Raw genomic sequence first — 15,033 nt, 5'->3', positions numbered from 1 at the left:
CCCTGTGGGTGTTACACTTCAATTTCTACACTATCGCCCTTCTCTTGCAGCCAATTTCGCCGATCTTCTGAACGCTTCTTCGCCAGAAGCATATCCATCACAGAGAAGGTTTCTTGATAGTTTTCATCATCGATAGTCAATTGCACCAGACGGCGGGTATTCGGGTCTAACGTTGTTTCACGCAATTGCATTGGATTCATTTCACCCAATCCTTTAAAACGCTGTACGTTAGGCTTACCCCGTTTGCGGCTTAGGCGATCCAACACCGCGCTTTTTTCCTCTTCATCCAGTGCGTAATACACTTCTTTACCTAGATCAATACGATATAAAGGCGGCATTGCCATATAAACATGGCCATTTTTAACCAATGTTGGAAAATGGCGGACAAACAGTGCGCACAACAGCGTCGCAATATGCAAACCGTCTGAGTCTGCATCCGCCAGAATACAGATTTTACCATAACGTAACTGGCTGAGATCGTGGCTATCCGGGTCGATCCCAATCGCAACGGAAATATCATGGACTTCCTGTGATGCCAACACTTCATCCGAAGAGACTTCCCAAGTATTCAGAATCTTCCCTTTCAGCGGCATGATCGCTTGATATTCACGGTCACGCGCCTGTTTTGCCGAGCCTCCCGCAGAATCGCCTTCCACCAGAAACAGCTCCGTGAAATTGAGATCCTGTGATGTGCAATCAGCCAGTTTCCCCGGTAACGCCGGGCCGCTGGTCAATTTCTTACGCACAACCTTTTTCGCGGCACGCATTCTACGTTGTGCGCTGGCGATCGCCAGTTCAGCCAGTTGCTCTGCCTCCTGAACGTTCTGGTTCAGCCACAAACTGAAAGCATCTTTAACAACACCAGAAACAAAGGCGGCAGATTGGCGCGAAGAGAGGCGTTCTTTTGTCTGACCAGCAAATTGCGGGTCCTGCATTTTTACCGACAGAACATAAGTACAGCGATCCCAAATATCATCGGCGGCAAGCTTCACGCCACGTGGCATGATATTGCGAAATTCGCAAAATTCACGCATTGCATCCAGTAATCCCTGACGCAGCCCGTTTACATGTGTTCCACCCTGCATCGTCGGGATAAGGTTCACATAACTTTCAGCCAGTAATTCTCCCCCTTCCGGCAGCCAAAGCAACGCCCAGTCAACCGCTTCGGTTATGCCACTGAAAGTACCGACAAAAGGTGCTGCCGGCAATGTTATCAGGCCATTAACCGCCGCCATGAGATAATCAGTCAGACCATCGGCATAACACCATTTCTGTTCTGTATCGTTGATCTTGTCTTTAAAAACAATTTCTACTCCCGGACATAAAACCGCTTTCGCCTTCAACAAATGAGTCAAGCGAGAAACCGAGAAACGTGGGCTGTCAAAGAAACTTTCATCAGGCCAGAAGTGAACACTGGTACCGGTGTTGCGTTTACCACAACTGCCTATCACTGTCAGTTCCTGCACTTTATCGCCATTTTCAAAAGCAATCTGATAAACCTGACTATTACGGCGAACAGTGACTTCAATCCGCTTGGACAAAGCGTTAACCACCGAGATCCCCACACCGTGGAGGCCACCAGAAAACTGATAGTTTTTATTCGAAAATTTACCACCGGCATGTAAACGGCTCAGGATCAATTCAACCGCTGAAACCCCTTCTTCTGGATGAATATCAACCGGCATGCCGCGGCCATCATCAATGACCTCCAGTGACTGATCGCTATGAAGGATCACTTCAATATGTTTAGCGTGCCCCGCCAAAGCTTCATCCACGCTGTTATCGATCACTTCCTGTGCCAAATGGTTCGGACGAGTTGTATCAGTGTACATTCCCGGACGACGGCGAACCGGCTCCAGACCACTGAGAACTTCAATGGCATCTGCGTTGTAACTAGATTGAGTCATGTTGTAATTCTGTTGGTTGCTTCTTGATTAAAGGGCTAATCAGTTTTGTATACTGTTGATAATACCAGTCGTTCAAACATTTTTGGCAAGTTTTTTCTCACCATCATTAGAAAGCCCAAGAAAATTGATGATTTGTGGGAAATAGTGTTCAAACCCGATAAAGGCATGATTACCGCCAGATTCAATAGTTTGCTTACATAATACCAGATAAGCAACCGCCTGGCGGTAATCCAGTACCTCATCTCCGGTTTGCTGCAATAACCAGATAAGATCCGGTGACTCCAGCGGTTCAATCTGCATGATTTTGAGATCATGAACATGGCGCGGTTCCAACGTATATCGTTGGTTGGTATAGGGATTAATATTTTCCCCAAGATAATCCCGCAGTAACTCAAACGGACGCACGGCTGGATTGACAACGACAGCAGGCAAACTGAAACATTGTGAAAGCCATATCGCCAGATAACCACCGAGAGAAGAGCCGACAATACCAAAATTATCTCCGGCATGCTCCATCACCAAATTTTCCAGCAACTCAGCCGCTTCTTCCGGATAAGGCGGTAACTGAGGCACCAGCATTTCAATGTCAGGATGGTGCTGATGCAGCCACGCTTTTAGGGCATTTGCTTTTGCAGACTGTGGGGAGCTGTTAAAACCGTGCAAATAGAGTAACGTTGACATCAGGCCGTACTCCTCAATTGTGCGTAAATACCACCGGCCACTACACTCCTGTGCAACAAGCCACAAATGGTGAGGCTTGACAAATCCAATAAACAGAGAGTAACACAGCGGCACAAAGAGACAAACACAACCTAATATCCATCCGAATCCAAATCAGGGCAGAACTCATTGCTCTCCAGTCGATGGACCTGAGTTGTCAGACCAAATTCGCCACGGTCAGAAATAGACAATTCGAGATAACGCCACCCCGGCGCGACCGTATCAAGCGTAAAATTAGTGCAATGTGGCTTGAATTGCACGCTTGTTGATGGTGTCGCCATCATACGGATGCCATTCCAATCCATATCCATCTCCTGATGGATATGTCCACAAAGCATCGCCTTAACCCGTGAGTAACCTTGCAGATACTGGGCCAGAATATGTGAATTGCGCAAACTATGCTGATCCAGCCAAGTACAACCTGATGGTAATGGATGATGATGAAGCAGGATCACCGTGTAACGTTCAGGGTACTGATCCAGGCACTTTTTCATCCATTCAAGCTGATATTCCGACAACTCCCCATGAGGAACGCCCTGCACCTGACTATCAAGCATCAGAAGTTGCCAGTGCTTACCGACTAAAATTTGTTTCGACGGAGAAACGCCAGCCGCCGCCAAGGCATCCACCATCGCGGGCTGGTAATCATGATTACCCGGCAACCAGACACAAGGCGCCGGTAAACGGACAATACCATCAGCGAAATGTCGATAAGCTTCCAGCGACTGATCTTGCACCAAATCACCTGTCGCTACGATTAAATCAATATCAGCATTTTGCTTGAGGACGGCATCCAGCACCGCCTGGTAACTGCGATACGTATTGATACCCAATAAAGTATCTTCTTTGCTGGCAAAAAGATGCGTATCTGTTATTTGCAATATTTTGGCTGTGGTTCCCTCTACCACAGGCAGTTCAAACTGGCTTTCCAAATGGTTTCCTTGTCCTATAAGTCATCGGCGAGCATCATAACTCGTTTTAACGCAAGAGATCTGCTGACTGGCACACACTTCCCTTTTCTCGGTTAAAAATTAGGAATTATCTGAATTCCACTCTTTTTTTAATTTTTCATGGTGTAATGCCAGCCATTGTATCGCAATAACGGAAGCAGCATTATCAATAATTCCTTCTTCCATCCAATGATAAGCTTGTTCACGACTGACTACATGCACCCGAATATCTTCATGTTCACCAGATAATCCATGAATACCCGTCGCTGTCGTAGCATCCACTTCCCCCACCATCACCGAGATACGTTCAGTTGTTCCTCCTGGGCTGGAGAGATAACTCAACACCGGCTTGCAACGTTTAACTTCAATTCCTGCCTCTTCCATTGTTTCGCGGCGTACCACCTGTTCCACCTCTTCGCCCTCTTCAATCATACCGGCAACAATTTCCAGTAACCACGGCGTTGCTCTCGTCTCTATTGCCGGAATACGTATCTGCTCTATCAATACAACCTCATCACGACGTGGATCATAAGGCAACAATGCACCGGCATGGCCCCGCTCAAAAACTTCACGGCTAACCTCTTCACTCCAACCACCAGCAAACAAGCGATGACGGAAGCGGTAATTTGTCAGTTTAAAGAACCCATTGTATAAACTTTTTTTCGTGATAATTTCCACATCCTGCTTATCTAATATGACTGGTGTTGACGGCTTCTTATGCATAAAATTCTCCTAAATAGTTTCTTACTTGCTAGCCACTAAGATGATATTAATCAAGCGGAGTTAAAAAATTCATCCTTTGGTGGTGTAAAGTTAAGCTAAATTAAGGCAATATGGCACAAACGGCTACCTTTGGCTGATAGCATACTCTGCTAGAATCAGTAACATTTCGTTTTTCACCAAGGCAACGTAAGAGTCTATCCCAATAGGCGTAATTGGTGCAGGCCGTTCTTGTAAATGAATAGTGAACTCGGGCCGCGGGCAGCCCCCGGAGCATTCACTCTTTATTACAAAGCATGGCAAATAAAATAGCCTAATGGGACAGACAACGAGCAAAATAGCTGTGCAATCAAGGAATTACAATGAAGAAACTGCTCTCCATTTTTATCGCTATGAGCCTGACGGGATTTAGTTCGATGAGTCAGGCGGAAGATCTTTTGCAAGTTTATAAGCAAGCAAAAGAGAGTAACCCTGAACTACGTAAATCAATGGCTGAACGTAATAAAGCTTTTGAAAAAATTAATGAATCCCGTAGCCCATTATTACCTCAGTTGGAATTAAATACCGGATACTCCTATAACAGTGGTTACCGCGATCAACGTGATACAGAAAGCAATACATTGAATGCGAAGCTTGGCTTGAGTCAGACCATTTTTGATATGTCTAAATGGCGCCAATTGAACTTAGAAGAAAAAACGGCAGGTATTGCTGATGTTACCTATCAAAGCAGTGAGCAAAAACTGATTCTGGATAGTGCAACAGCTTATTTCAAAGTACTACGCACCATTGATACGCTCTCCTACATTGAAGCTCAGAAAGCGGCCATTTACCGCCAGTTGGACCAAACGACTCAACGTTTTAATGTCGGTCTGGTTGCAATTACTGATGTCCAGAACGCCCGTGCTAACTACGATGACGTACTCGCTCAGGAAGTTGTCAGCCGTAATGATCTGGACAATGCACTGGAAGCTCTGCGTCAGGTAACGGGTATTTATTACCCTCGCCTAGCCTCGCTGAATATTGATCATTTCAAAACACAGAAACCAGCAGCAGTGGATATTCTGCTAAAAGAGGCAGAGAAACGTAATTTAAATCTGCTATCTGCCCGCTTAGGTCAGGATCTGGCTCGTGAACAAATCAAAGCAGCCCAAACCGGCCATATGCCAACTATTGATTTAGGCGCTTCTACCAATGTTTCAAATAGCCAGTTTCATGGTTCTAATCGTCAAGCAGGCAGCAAAGAAAGTGCCTATAATGGCGAGAACAGCGTTGCCCTGACGCTTCGTCTGCCAATTTATAGCGGAGGCGCAACCAGTTCCCGAGTTGAACAGGCACAATATGGTTTTGTCAGCGCCAGTGAACAATTAGAGAGCGCTTACCGTAATGTTGTACAGACTGTCCGTTCTTCCTTTAACAACATATCTGCTTCCATCAGCAGTATCGACGCCTATAAACAGCTTGTTGTTTCGGCGCAAAGCTCTCTCGACGCAATGGAAGCAGGTTATCAAGTTGGTACACGTACCATTGTGGATGTACTGAATGCCACTACCAAGTTGTACGATGCCAAACAAAAGCTATCCAATGCTCGCTATGATTATCTGATTAATCAACTGAATATTCAGCACGCACTTGGTACGCTAAATGAGAAGGATTTAGTTGCTCTGAATCATTCGCTAGGTAAACAGCTCTCAACTTCCGCTAACAGCATTGTTCAAGAAACAGCAGAACCAACAACATCTGGCCGTAATTAATTCACTCTTTCACCTTCACTAATTAACGGCCCGCCAGAAAAGCGGGCTGTTTTATTTCCAATCAGCAGCAATTTACTCCGAAATAAAATCCGATATTTACCTTAATGCAGAAAATATATAACTCAGAAAAGCCCTTCAAATGGATTCCAGCTCTTGCTATTCACTGTTTCTTTCAAATAATAAGCATAATTAGCAGTAGTACTCCATATTGCCGCAAAACTAAACTGAACTGCCAAAATAGTAGCAAAAGGAAGCTCAATCCCCAGAACGCCTTCCATAACCCCCAATATCATCATCACTACAACAGCAATGCCAAATAACGTCAGATTTTTCCGCCATAATCCTAGAACAAAGAAATAAATAAAACCAAAAAAGAAGGCAATAAAATTCATGTTCAACAATATACGACGCATAGAGGGTTCTACTTTCATGGCAGCTTTGTGCTCAGGCGTTTTAGGGGCGCCATGCTGTTCAAAGAATGCAAAACGTGTCTGCCACCTTTCTGAATAATGACTCTTCTCCATACGACTTAATTTCCTTAATTAAAATAGAAAATACAACACCAATAATATAATAATGCCTGTTATTAATTTAAGATTATATTCCTAGGATTATTTTCTGGAGATATAAAATAGAGAATATAATTAGTAGATTCACTTACATCATCATGTCACATATTCAATCACCCTTAATTTACCGTAATTAATTGATTTCAGATTAATACCATAAAATATTAATTACAGCACTATTTTTCTAAAAAATGGAGGTTTTTCAACATTAAAACCAGATTAAACAGAACACCAGACACTCAATATCCGGCAATCCCTTTATCAGACAAAAAATCAGGCTAGCAATTTGAAGGTTTATGCTTTAATTTTGTTCATATTTCCCCTATCCTTAAGACTATTTCATGCAAGAATTATAGACACCTAAAATCTGGGTATACGACTATGACAATAAAGCGGACCAAAGATATTAACCACGGCACCTTCCGTAAGGCTTGGCGTAACTATCGCCTTGCACCTGTGGCAATGGCTGTCAGTGCGGTTTTCATGTTATCTGCCTGTGAAAAGAGTGATGAAACTGTCTCTCTTTACATGAATGCAGATGAATGTTCTAAAGCCAATCCATCACAAAGTGAGCAATGTACTACTGCTTATAACAATGCGTTGAAAGAAGCGGAAAAAACAGCGCCTAAATATGCCACCAAAGAAGACTGTATTGCTGAATTTGGTGAAGCACAATGTACTCAAACTCCGGCGCAGGCTGGCCTTGGCACTACTGCTTCCAGTACCACCACCAATGGCGAAGCACAGGCACAGCAGCAAAGCGGCAGCTTCTGGATGCCGCTGATGGCAGGTTATATGATGGGGCGTCTAATGGGAGGTGGTTCAGCGCCATCACAGCCTCTGTTTAGCTCCAAATCCGCCGCCAGCCCGGCAAATGGTCAATTCGTTGATGCGTCGGGTAAAAGCTATGGCCCGGCAACCGCAGGTGGGCGTTCCATGACAGTGCCTAAAACAGCTATGGCGCCAAAACCAGCAACAACCACAACCATTACCCGTGGCGGCTTCGGTGACTCTGTTGCAAAACAGTCAGCCATGCAACGCAGCAGCGCCTCTTCGGGCTCCACATCTCGTTCAGCGGGAGGCTAACCAAGGATGAAACGTATTGCTATTACTGAACGCCCGGACTGGCGTGAAAAAGCGATAGAATATGGCTTTAATTTTCACACCATGTATGACGAACCTTACTGGTGTGAAGATGCTTATTACCAGTTTTCTCTTGCCCAAATTGAAGAAATCGAAGCTACCACCGCTGAACTACACCAAATGTGTTTGCAGGTAGTTGAGAAAGTTGTCAATAGTGAAGAGTTGCTGACTAAATTTCAGATTCCAAAGCATTGTTGGGATTTTGTTCGTAGCTCCTGGATTACCAGTCAGCCATCACTCTATTCCCGTTTAGATTTGGTTTACGACGGTAAAAGCCCGGCAAAATTGTTGGAAAATAATGCTGATACACCAACTTCGCTGTATGAATCCGCTTTTTTCCAATGGATCTGGTTAGAAGATCAGATGAATGCCGGGTTACTACCAGCACATGCCGATCAATTCAACAGCATGCAAGAGCAATTGATCGAACGCTTTGCTCAGTTGCGTGATGAACATGGCTTTGGCTTACTGCACATGGCCTGCTGTCAGGATACGGAAGAAGATCGCGGTACTGTTCAATACTTGCAAGATTGTGCGCTGGAAGCGGGTGTTCCAACAGAGTTCTTATTTATTGAAGATATCGGTCTGGGGGAAAAAGGCCAGTTTACTGACCTGCAAGACCAGGTGATCAGTAATTTGTTCAAACTCTACCCTTGGGAGATGATGTTCCGTGAGATTTTCGCGACCAAATTAGAAGACGCCGGTGTTCGCTGGTTAGAACCGGCCTGGAAAAGTATTATCTCCAACAAAGCATTGCTACCAATGTTGTGGAAGATGTTTCCAAATCATCCAAACTTGTTACCCGCTTATTTTGCCGATGATAATTATCCGGCAATGGATAGCTATGTTATTAAGCCGCTGTTCTCACGGGAAGGGGCTAATATTCGTATTATTGAAAAGGGTAAGGAAATTGCCAACGTTGATGGTCCTTACGGTAAAGAAGGTATGATCGTTCAGCAATTTCATACACTGCCAAAATTCGGGGACAATTATACGCTAATTGGTAGTTGGCTGGTGAATGATCAACCTTGCGGTATTGGTTTACGGGAAGACAGTAAACTCATAACTCAGAATTTATCCCGCTTCTACCCACATATTATTTTGGATTAATTCTCAATAGGGAGGAATGAGGAAAATACCCAAAACTCCTCCCTTAAATATCCAGTGAAGAAACTTTGTACCCTTATAAATTTATAATAAAGGTAAATACTATGGCGAACACAATATATTTAACTATTACAGGTAAGAAACAAGGACTTATATCCAGTGGTTGTTCTACCTATGATTCTATACCCGTCATCTTTCAAGTTGCCTCTTTGTTGGCTGCACTCACTCACCCCAGTCACATAGTTATCTATGCTCCCGGGGATTCGCTCCCTTGCCGTCGCGATGCATCTTGAAATCCATAGGGTATATAATAGACTAAGAAATAGCTTTTTTATAAGGTGAGTTATTACCTTCAGTGACCAATTGATTCCACAACATCTTAGAATCATCACCTTTCGCATGACCTAAATCAATCCATCCCAAATCTTCAGTATAGATTAACCTACCGATATCAATGTCAACCTTATTCGTCATTTTTAAATATCTCTGTACTGTAGCTCATGATATTAAAATTGCAGCCATAACTGTCCATATTTTTAAGCTAAAATTTAGTGTTATCACTTTACAATCTTTTTTGACCTTATTCTATTAGACTGCTCACGAAATCGATTCCTTTGTATATAACACAAAGATAATTGAACCAATGAAATTTTTGGTGACGAAACATCAATGCATTTTCACACAATGGGCAAGAAAATCTCTGTCTCACCGGTCAGCTATCAAGTCTTAAAAAATAAAGAATCCAGCCGTTATTGATGCTATAGTGTTCAATAACTATTATTGGTTTTTATTGGGAGCTCTTATGTCCATATCAGCAAAACAGACGATTACCGCACAGATACCTATCAAACTAGCTACAGCCATAAACGATTTAGCCAAAGAGTTAGACCGCTCAAAATCGTGGATCATTAAAGAGGCTCTTACCTCAATGATTGAGGAACGTGAACATCGCCACCAAATGATTTTGGCTGGTCTCGCGGATGTCGATACAGGCCGTATTGTGAATCATTCAGATGTTATTAATTTTGCATCCAAGCTGAAAAAATCATAATCATGGAGGTTTATTGGACACTTAAAGCTCAAAATGATTTGGAGCGCATCTATCATTTTGCCTGTCAATACAGTAAATCACATGCTAATAATGTGTTAGACCATCTAATTATCAGCACTACAGATCTGGCACTGCAACCTAAGATAGGAATTCCTCAGCCTAGATATAAGCCCCGCGAGGTACGTAAGGTACTTTTTAGTGATTACGAAGTCCATTACGAGATATCCAACGATACAATTTACATTGTAGACCTTTGGCATACCCGCGAAAACCGTTAGTTAAAAACCATCCTCACAAAAGGATATGCAGTATAACAAGTTCATGATCTGGTGCTAAATTCTGAATTTGACTAGCCATTCTGACCTGTTCCAGTACGTCGACATGGGCTTTCAGTTTAACCCAACTTGAAAGCCCCAATTCACGGGCAATTACCCCCTGAGCATCACTCAACCAGCTGTGCTGTTGAATGAATTCCTCTTGTGTCAAATGCGGATAATAACGACAAGAACGTTCAATTCAACCAACCTGCACAGACAACATACTCAGCGAGCCAGACTCAATGCCATCCACAGGAATGGAAACCGTTTCTTTTCTATCCCACGTTCCCATGATATACAGCAACGGTAAAAAGTGTTCAGGAGATGGGTTCGATAATAGGCCATCTTCTCTATCCAGTGCATGAATCAAAGGATAAGGTTGCTCATAACTGGTAAGGTTATCACGCACATAATGGTTAAATGATTCTGCCCAAGGATACGGATCAGCATTAGGTTCCTGCCTCTTCATGGTACGAAGATTGTGTACCACATTACCACTCCCCAAGATTAAAACACCTTCATCTCGTAAAGCAGCCAGCTTTTTCCCTAATTCATAGTGGTACGTCGCTGGTTTGGTATCATCTATACTCAGTTGAATGACTGGAATATTAGCCTGAGGATACATCTTAACCAGAATTCCCCAAGTCCCATGATCCAACCCCCATTGATGATGATCAGCATAAACTTCCACAGGTTCCAGCATCTCTTGCACTAAAGCGGCCAATTCAGGCGAGCCCTTAGCCGGATACTGAATTTCATACAATTCCTGTGGAAAGCCACGAAAATCATGAATAGTCCTCGGTTGACTCATGGCGGTTACCGCTGTGCCATTGGTATACCAATGAGCAGAAATCGCCAAAATCGCTCTGGGTACAGGCAGTCTTTCACCAAGTTCACGCCACACATTGGTATAGCGATTTTCTCCCAGTACATTCATTGGACTGCCATGACCAATAAACAGTGCCGGCATTCTGGAAATATTCATAACGACCTCTCACACCAAAATATAGGTAATTTTAATACTTGCGGACAGGTTACGCCTTTCAGATCAGCAAAACAGTGGGCTAACGGTGATGGAGTTTTTCAAAAAAATTGAAAAGTCACAGCTTGCGTAAACTGTGACTTTAGAGAACATGTAGGTTATAACTGATATTTCGTCCGTTTATCAGACAATTACGACTCAGCTTGCTTTTTGTTCCATTGCCTGGCGATAAATTACCAGATCTTCAATAGTGACTACCGGCATATTATGCAGTTTCGCAAATTGCACTACCTCAGGAGTACGCGCCATTGAACCGTCATCATTGGTTAATTCGCACAATACACCTGCCGGTTTAAAACCAGCCAAGCTGACTAAATCAATTGCTGCCTCAGTATGCCCCTGACGAACCAACACGCCACCAGGTTGAGCGCGTAGTGGAAAAACATGTCCCGGCCGGTTCAAATCACTGGGTTTGGCATTATCTGCAATCGCAGCACGAATAGTCGTGATACGGTCAGCCGCAGAAACCCCCGTCGTCACTCCCTGAGCGGCCTCAATAGTTACGGTGAATGCGGTCTGGAACGGGCTAGAGTTATTTTCCACCATCATAGGCAATTGCAATTGCTGGCGGCGCTCTTCTGTCAGACATAAGCAGACAATGCCACTGCCATGACGAATAGTCAGCGCCATTTGCTCTACAGTCATTGTTTCGGCCGCAAAGATAATATCACCTTCATTTTCACGATCTTCATTATCCAGCACCATCACCCCCCTTCCATCACGCAAAGCGTCAATGGCGTGTTCAACACGTTCTGATGATGTGCCATATTCAGAAAGTAGCGTCTGATTCATGGTAAAGAAACCTCATTAAAATTTATGGATTACCAGAATCAGGGCGGTCTTGAGGAGTTCTCGCTATAACATCACGCCATAACATTAATATTATTAATATCATGTGTGAATACCATAGCCGGAACAACAGACGAGCACAAAGCCCGACAGATGCCGTTATTCTCTCCCATCCGGACTATCACCGTCGGCTCCAGAGTCACACTGGATCTGCTGACCTCCGCTTTATCATAAAGATAACTACAAACGGAGCGCTCGCGGGCTTCACTATACCATCCATAAGATAGCCTAATGTTACCGCCGGTGGGGACTTTCACCCCGCCCTGAGATAAGCTAGTGAACTATAACGCTAATATTTGCCGGCGGCAATCAACAAAATCAAATGTGAAACCTGGCTCACAATGGCTTGTGGTTTTACTATCTGGTATTACACTATTCAGAAATTATTTATATCATAAAAAGGATGCATCATGCTCGATCCCAAAAAAATTGAACAAATTGCCCGCCAGATCCAGGATTCTTTACCAAAGGGGGTTAAAGAGTTCGGTGGTGATGTAGAGAAAAAATTACGGATGATTTTGCAATCCCAACTTGGCAAGCTTGATTTAGTGAATCGTGAAGAATTTGATATTCAAACTCAGGTTCTGTTACGTACCCGTGAAAAATTGACCGCAATGGAACAGCGTTTAAGTGAATTGGAAGCGAAGTTTGAAAATAAAAATACCCCATCTGCTGATAACACGGCAAAAGAAGAATAATTATTACTATACATAAAAACAACCGTGATAATGAGCAGAATGTGATATCTGCTCATTATTATTAGAGATTAATGCTGCTGGTTTTCCTTACCGTAATGCTCAGAACGTGGACCATACAGCAAACTGTGACTACCACCAGCTGTCAGTAAGCGGTTACTTGTAATGCCAGCGATTTCATGACCTCTATCCATAATGGTATCAGCGATTTGTGAAACTACGGCAGACACCAACATACCAACAAGACTATTCGAACTGTTTTGATTTTCAGTCGATGAGGCAACGGCCCGTCCATGCCACAATTGTTTACCATTACGCAAATCCACCAGCTTCGCTGAAGCCGTTACACGCGTATCGCTGTTGATAATCTGATATTGCGTACCATATTCCTCAATATCCAAATAGAGCGCTGAATCTGCACCGAAAATATCATGCAATTTTTTGTAACTGATATTCTGAACATCCTGTGCGGCTGTCACACCATTTTGCTGAAATGTTTCTTCCACAACAGCAACCGGAAAGACATAATAACCAGATTCCGCCAATGGATATGTCACATGAGAAATTAGGCTGTGCCCTGCTTTTACTTCCACAGATTTGTTCACCGCCGGCAGAACCAGAATAGATTTTGGTTTGCTTTCTTTAAATGCAGTGTAATCATAAGGAACAGATTTACTACATCCTGTCAGCACAAATGCCGCCAGTAGACTTAACGCGACGAGAATACGGTTCATTGCATAGTTCCTTTATTTTTACTTAATAAAAAGTCCATAAATGGCGCTGACTCAGGAAACAATTTTTTCTCTATTTCAAACTGATGGAACGCTTCTGAAACACGACCTGTTTTGCTATAAAGCAGCCCCATCTGTGCATGCAGACCAGGTGGTACAGGCTTATCTTTGGCTTTCGCTCTTTCAATTACCTGCTGCAAAGCCTGTAACTGCTCTTCAAACCCTATCTTATCCTGCTGATAATACTGATAAATTGTAGGTTGGTATTTATCCCACTCATAAATTGTTTTTGGCTGCGTGGCACAACCCGCTAAAGCCATAGCTGCCAGCAATAAGCCCGCTTTTTTCATTAATATCATGAACATATATCCCTATATTTATTAATTAGATGGCTTCCATGCACCGGTTTCAATGCTTTCAACCAGACGGTTTACCGCTTCACGAATAGCCAGATCCAATACTTTACCATTCAGCGTGGAATCATAGCTGGCAGTGCCACCGAAACCGATAATTTCACGGTTGGATAATTTATATTCTCCTGCTCCCGCTACAGAAAAAACTACTTCGGAAGTCTCTACATTCACGACATTCAGCGTGACTTTAGAATAAGCCACCTGTGATTTACCGCGCCCTAACAACCCCCATAACTGATGATCACCCACTTCTTTGCGGCCAAATTCAGTCACATCACCAGTAATAATGTAGTTGGCACCTTTCAACTTCTGCGATTTACCTTGTAAGCCCGCTTCCGCTTTCAGTTCGGCCATATTGGTACGCTCCAGCACCGTAAAGCGTCCAGTCTGCTGTAAATGTGAGATTAAAATCGTTTTAGATTGATTACCGAGGCGATCAACGCCATCAGAGAAAATCCCATTTTGATAACTGGAACGGTTTTCAAACTTACCGATCGCAATTGGGCTACGAACCCCTTGATATACGGTATTGTAAGAATTAACTTTTTGTACTTGAACGGTATTAGAAGATTCAGTCGCACACCCTGCTAATATTGCCGAAGCTAAACAAATTGAAGATAAAATCAACTTACCTTGCATAAAGACTTATTCCTGCGTAAAAAATTTATCCGTTTATCTACTAACTTTAAAAGGTAAAAGTTATAGATAACATATTTCATTAAAAAATCATTTACATCAGAAATCATTATGAATAAGACAGCGTTATGTGACCAGTATTTTATGCCACAAAGATAAAAAACTATCTGTTACATCACATTTCATCAGATTAATCCTCCACCGATCCAGATAATAAAATCACGTTAATTTGAATTATTATTATAATATTTTGATAATGTTTATGTCGTTAATTAAATTACTCGTACCTGATATTACAAATATCCATTTATTTATGGTTAAATATCATTCAACAAACACAAATTAAATAAAAAATAACCGGGAAGATTTCATCTCTTACCCGGCTTTCATTCAAATAATGTGATCAAATAAATAATCTACAGCGTTCAATGT

18 protein-coding genes, 1 pseudogene and 1 riboswitch are annotated in these 15,033 nt (G+C 42.9%); of the genes and pseudogenes, 7 read left to right on the top strand and 12 right to left on the bottom strand.

The window, feature by feature from the left end; genetic code table 11:
- Nucleotides 1-11 precede the first annotated feature (11 nt).
- The 4 genes from parE to nudF all read right to left on the bottom strand — a co-directional run bounded on the left by parE (nt 12) and on the right by nudF (nt 4,300).
- Nucleotides 12-1,907, bottom strand: coding sequence for a DNA topoisomerase IV subunit B (gene parE, locus BA1DRAFT_RS09705; RefSeq protein WP_036778340.1), 1,896 nt, complete (start codon nt 1,905-1,907; stop codon nt 12-14).
- Nucleotides 1,908-1,979: 72 nt separating this feature from the next.
- A complete protein-coding gene (gene yqiA / locus BA1DRAFT_RS09700) occupies nt 1,980-2,588 on the bottom strand; it encodes an esterase YqiA (protein ID WP_036778338.1) in 609 nt (202 codons plus the stop codon).
- A gap of 131 nt (nt 2,589-2,719) precedes the next feature.
- Nucleotides 2,720-3,559 (bottom strand): 3',5'-cyclic-AMP phosphodiesterase, encoded by an 840-nt coding sequence (cpdA, locus tag BA1DRAFT_RS09695; protein WP_036778337.1) that lies wholly within the window; start codon nt 3,557-3,559, stop codon nt 2,720-2,722.
- Nucleotides 3,560-3,658: 99 nt separating this feature from the next.
- A complete protein-coding gene (gene nudF / locus BA1DRAFT_RS09690; RefSeq protein WP_036778335.1) occupies nt 3,659-4,300 on the bottom strand; it encodes an ADP-ribose diphosphatase in 642 nt (213 codons plus the stop codon).
- Between the two features lie 359 nt (nt 4,301-4,659).
- Here nudF and tolC point away from each other — a divergent pair, with 359 nt between their 5' ends.
- Nucleotides 4,660-6,048, top strand: a complete 1,389-nt coding sequence (gene tolC, locus BA1DRAFT_RS09685; protein ID WP_036778334.1) for an outer membrane channel protein TolC — start codon at nt 4,660-4,662, stop codon at nt 6,046-6,048.
- Between the two features lie 122 nt (nt 6,049-6,170).
- Here tolC and BA1DRAFT_RS09680 read toward each other — a convergent pair whose 3' ends face one another.
- Nucleotides 6,171-6,572: a DUF2628 domain-containing protein gene (locus BA1DRAFT_RS09680; protein ID WP_036778332.1), complete on the bottom strand. Its 402-nt coding sequence runs from the start codon at nt 6,570-6,572 to the stop codon at nt 6,171-6,173.
- 426 nt (nt 6,573-6,998) lie between these two features.
- Here BA1DRAFT_RS09680 and BA1DRAFT_RS09675 point away from each other — a divergent pair, with 426 nt between their 5' ends.
- The 3 genes and pseudogenes from BA1DRAFT_RS09675 to BA1DRAFT_RS23065 all read left to right on the top strand — a co-directional run.
- Nucleotides 6,999-7,703, top strand: a complete 705-nt coding sequence (locus BA1DRAFT_RS09675; RefSeq protein ID WP_036778331.1) for a DUF1190 family protein — start codon at nt 6,999-7,001, stop codon at nt 7,701-7,703.
- 6 nt (nt 7,704-7,709) lie between these two features.
- Nucleotides 7,710-8,870 (top strand): glutathionylspermidine synthase family protein, encoded by a 1,161-nt coding sequence (locus BA1DRAFT_RS09670; protein WP_036778329.1) that lies wholly within the window; start codon nt 7,710-7,712, stop codon nt 8,868-8,870.
- 101 nt (nt 8,871-8,971) lie between these two features.
- Nucleotides 8,972-9,052: pseudogene (locus BA1DRAFT_RS23065) on the top strand (type VI secretion system tube protein Hcp); the annotation flags it as partial.
- Between the two features lie 130 nt (nt 9,053-9,182).
- Here BA1DRAFT_RS23065 and BA1DRAFT_RS23530 read toward each other — a convergent pair.
- Nucleotides 9,183-9,341: a hypothetical protein gene (locus tag BA1DRAFT_RS23530; RefSeq protein WP_160169999.1), complete on the bottom strand. Its 159-nt coding sequence runs from the start codon at nt 9,339-9,341 to the stop codon at nt 9,183-9,185.
- 328 nt (nt 9,342-9,669) lie between these two features.
- Here BA1DRAFT_RS23530 and BA1DRAFT_RS09665 point away from each other — a divergent pair, with 328 nt between their 5' ends.
- Complete coding sequence (locus BA1DRAFT_RS09665; RefSeq protein WP_036778328.1) at nt 9,670-9,918, top strand: CopG family ribbon-helix-helix protein; 249 nt, start codon at nt 9,670-9,672, stop codon at nt 9,916-9,918.
- A gap of 2 nt (nt 9,919-9,920) precedes the next feature.
- Entirely contained in the window at nt 9,921-10,196 is a 276-nt protein-coding gene (locus BA1DRAFT_RS09660) for a type II toxin-antitoxin system RelE/ParE family toxin (protein WP_011148093.1), read from the top strand.
- Between the two features lie 13 nt (nt 10,197-10,209).
- Here the strand turns inward: BA1DRAFT_RS09660 and BA1DRAFT_RS23525 are convergent, their stop codons facing one another.
- The 3 genes from BA1DRAFT_RS23525 to ribB all read right to left on the bottom strand — a co-directional run bounded on the left by BA1DRAFT_RS23525 (nt 10,210) and on the right by ribB (nt 12,069).
- The gene (locus tag BA1DRAFT_RS23525) at nt 10,210-10,368 is read right to left on the bottom strand and encodes a hypothetical protein (RefSeq protein ID WP_160169998.1); all 159 of its coding nucleotides are present in this window, start codon (nt 10,366-10,368) and stop codon (nt 10,210-10,212) included.
- A gap of 66 nt (nt 10,369-10,434) precedes the next feature.
- Complete coding sequence (ygiD, locus tag BA1DRAFT_RS09650) at nt 10,435-11,220, bottom strand: 4,5-DOPA-extradiol-dioxygenase (RefSeq protein WP_036778325.1); 786 nt, start codon at nt 11,218-11,220, stop codon at nt 10,435-10,437.
- A gap of 195 nt (nt 11,221-11,415) precedes the next feature.
- The gene (gene ribB / locus BA1DRAFT_RS09645; protein ID WP_036778323.1) at nt 11,416-12,069 is read right to left on the bottom strand and encodes a 3,4-dihydroxy-2-butanone-4-phosphate synthase; all 654 of its coding nucleotides are present in this window, start codon (nt 12,067-12,069) and stop codon (nt 11,416-11,418) included.
- 154 nt (nt 12,070-12,223) lie between these two features.
- Nucleotides 12,224-12,400: riboswitch (FMN riboswitch) on the bottom strand.
- A gap of 136 nt (nt 12,401-12,536) precedes the next feature.
- Here ribB and ubiK point away from each other — a divergent pair.
- Entirely contained in the window at nt 12,537-12,824 is a 288-nt protein-coding gene (gene ubiK, locus BA1DRAFT_RS09640; protein WP_036778321.1) for a ubiquinone biosynthesis accessory factor UbiK, read from the top strand.
- A 68-nt stretch (nt 12,825-12,892) separates the two neighbouring features.
- Here ubiK and BA1DRAFT_RS09635 read toward each other — a convergent pair whose 3' ends face one another.
- Genes BA1DRAFT_RS09635 through BA1DRAFT_RS09625 form a run of 3 tightly spaced genes read right to left on the bottom strand, consistent with a single transcriptional unit; the run spans nt 12,893 to nt 14,604 of the window.
- Nucleotides 12,893-13,555, bottom strand: a complete 663-nt coding sequence (locus tag BA1DRAFT_RS09635; RefSeq protein ID WP_036778320.1) for a DUF799 domain-containing protein — start codon at nt 13,553-13,555, stop codon at nt 12,893-12,895.
- Nucleotides 13,552-13,911: a DUF4810 domain-containing protein gene (locus BA1DRAFT_RS09630; RefSeq protein ID WP_036778319.1), complete on the bottom strand. Its 360-nt coding sequence runs from the start codon at nt 13,909-13,911 to the stop codon at nt 13,552-13,554. Before BA1DRAFT_RS09630 ends, BA1DRAFT_RS09635 begins: the two co-directional genes overlap by 4 nt.
- Nucleotides 13,912-13,932: 21 nt before the next feature.
- Complete coding sequence (locus BA1DRAFT_RS09625; protein WP_036778318.1) at nt 13,933-14,604, bottom strand: CsgG/HfaB family protein; 672 nt, start codon at nt 14,602-14,604, stop codon at nt 13,933-13,935.
- Nucleotides 14,605-15,033: the final 429 nt, after the last annotated feature.

The organism is Photorhabdus aegyptia (assembly GCF_000612035.1).
GTDB classification, from domain to species: Bacteria; Pseudomonadota; Gammaproteobacteria; order Enterobacterales; family Enterobacteriaceae; genus Photorhabdus; species Photorhabdus akhurstii.
This window is presented reverse-complemented; position numbering and strand designations above follow the sequence as displayed.

Excerpts from the sequence above, each read along its gene's own strand:
- parE (WP_036778340.1), bottom strand. The coding sequence starts at position 1,907 with ATGACTCAATCTAGTTACAACGCAGATGCCATTGAAGTTCTCAGTGGT.
- yqiA (WP_036778338.1), bottom strand. The coding sequence starts at position 2,588 with ATGTCAACGTTACTCTATTTGCACGGTTTTAACAGCTCCCCACAGTCT.
- nudF (WP_036778335.1), bottom strand. The coding sequence starts at position 4,300 with ATGCATAAGAAGCCGTCAACACCAGTCATATTAGATAAGCAGGATGTG.
- tolC (WP_036778334.1), top strand. The coding sequence starts at position 4,660 with ATGAAGAAACTGCTCTCCATTTTTATCGCTATGAGCCTGACGGGATTT.
- BA1DRAFT_RS09680 (WP_036778332.1), bottom strand. The coding sequence starts at position 6,572 with ATGGAGAAGAGTCATTATTCAGAAAGGTGGCAGACACGTTTTGCATTC.
- BA1DRAFT_RS09675 (WP_036778331.1), top strand. The coding sequence starts at position 6,999 with ATGACAATAAAGCGGACCAAAGATATTAACCACGGCACCTTCCGTAAG.
- BA1DRAFT_RS09670 (WP_036778329.1), top strand. The coding sequence starts at position 7,710 with ATGAAACGTATTGCTATTACTGAACGCCCGGACTGGCGTGAAAAAGCG.
- BA1DRAFT_RS23530 (WP_160169999.1), bottom strand. The coding sequence starts at position 9,341 with ATGACGAATAAGGTTGACATTGATATCGGTAGGTTAATCTATACTGAA.
- BA1DRAFT_RS09665 (WP_036778328.1), top strand. The coding sequence starts at position 9,670 with ATGTCCATATCAGCAAAACAGACGATTACCGCACAGATACCTATCAAA.
- BA1DRAFT_RS09660 (WP_011148093.1), top strand. The coding sequence starts at position 9,921 with ATGGAGGTTTATTGGACACTTAAAGCTCAAAATGATTTGGAGCGCATC.
- ygiD (WP_036778325.1), bottom strand. The coding sequence starts at position 11,220 with ATGAATATTTCCAGAATGCCGGCACTGTTTATTGGTCATGGCAGTCCA.
- ribB (WP_036778323.1), bottom strand. The coding sequence starts at position 12,069 with ATGAATCAGACGCTACTTTCTGAATATGGCACATCATCAGAACGTGTT.
- ubiK (WP_036778321.1), top strand. The coding sequence starts at position 12,537 with ATGCTCGATCCCAAAAAAATTGAACAAATTGCCCGCCAGATCCAGGAT.
- BA1DRAFT_RS09635 (WP_036778320.1), bottom strand. The coding sequence starts at position 13,555 with ATGAACCGTATTCTCGTCGCGTTAAGTCTACTGGCGGCATTTGTGCTG.
- BA1DRAFT_RS09630 (WP_036778319.1), bottom strand. The coding sequence starts at position 13,911 with ATGATATTAATGAAAAAAGCGGGCTTATTGCTGGCAGCTATGGCTTTA.
- BA1DRAFT_RS09625 (WP_036778318.1), bottom strand. The coding sequence starts at position 14,604 with ATGCAAGGTAAGTTGATTTTATCTTCAATTTGTTTAGCTTCGGCAATA.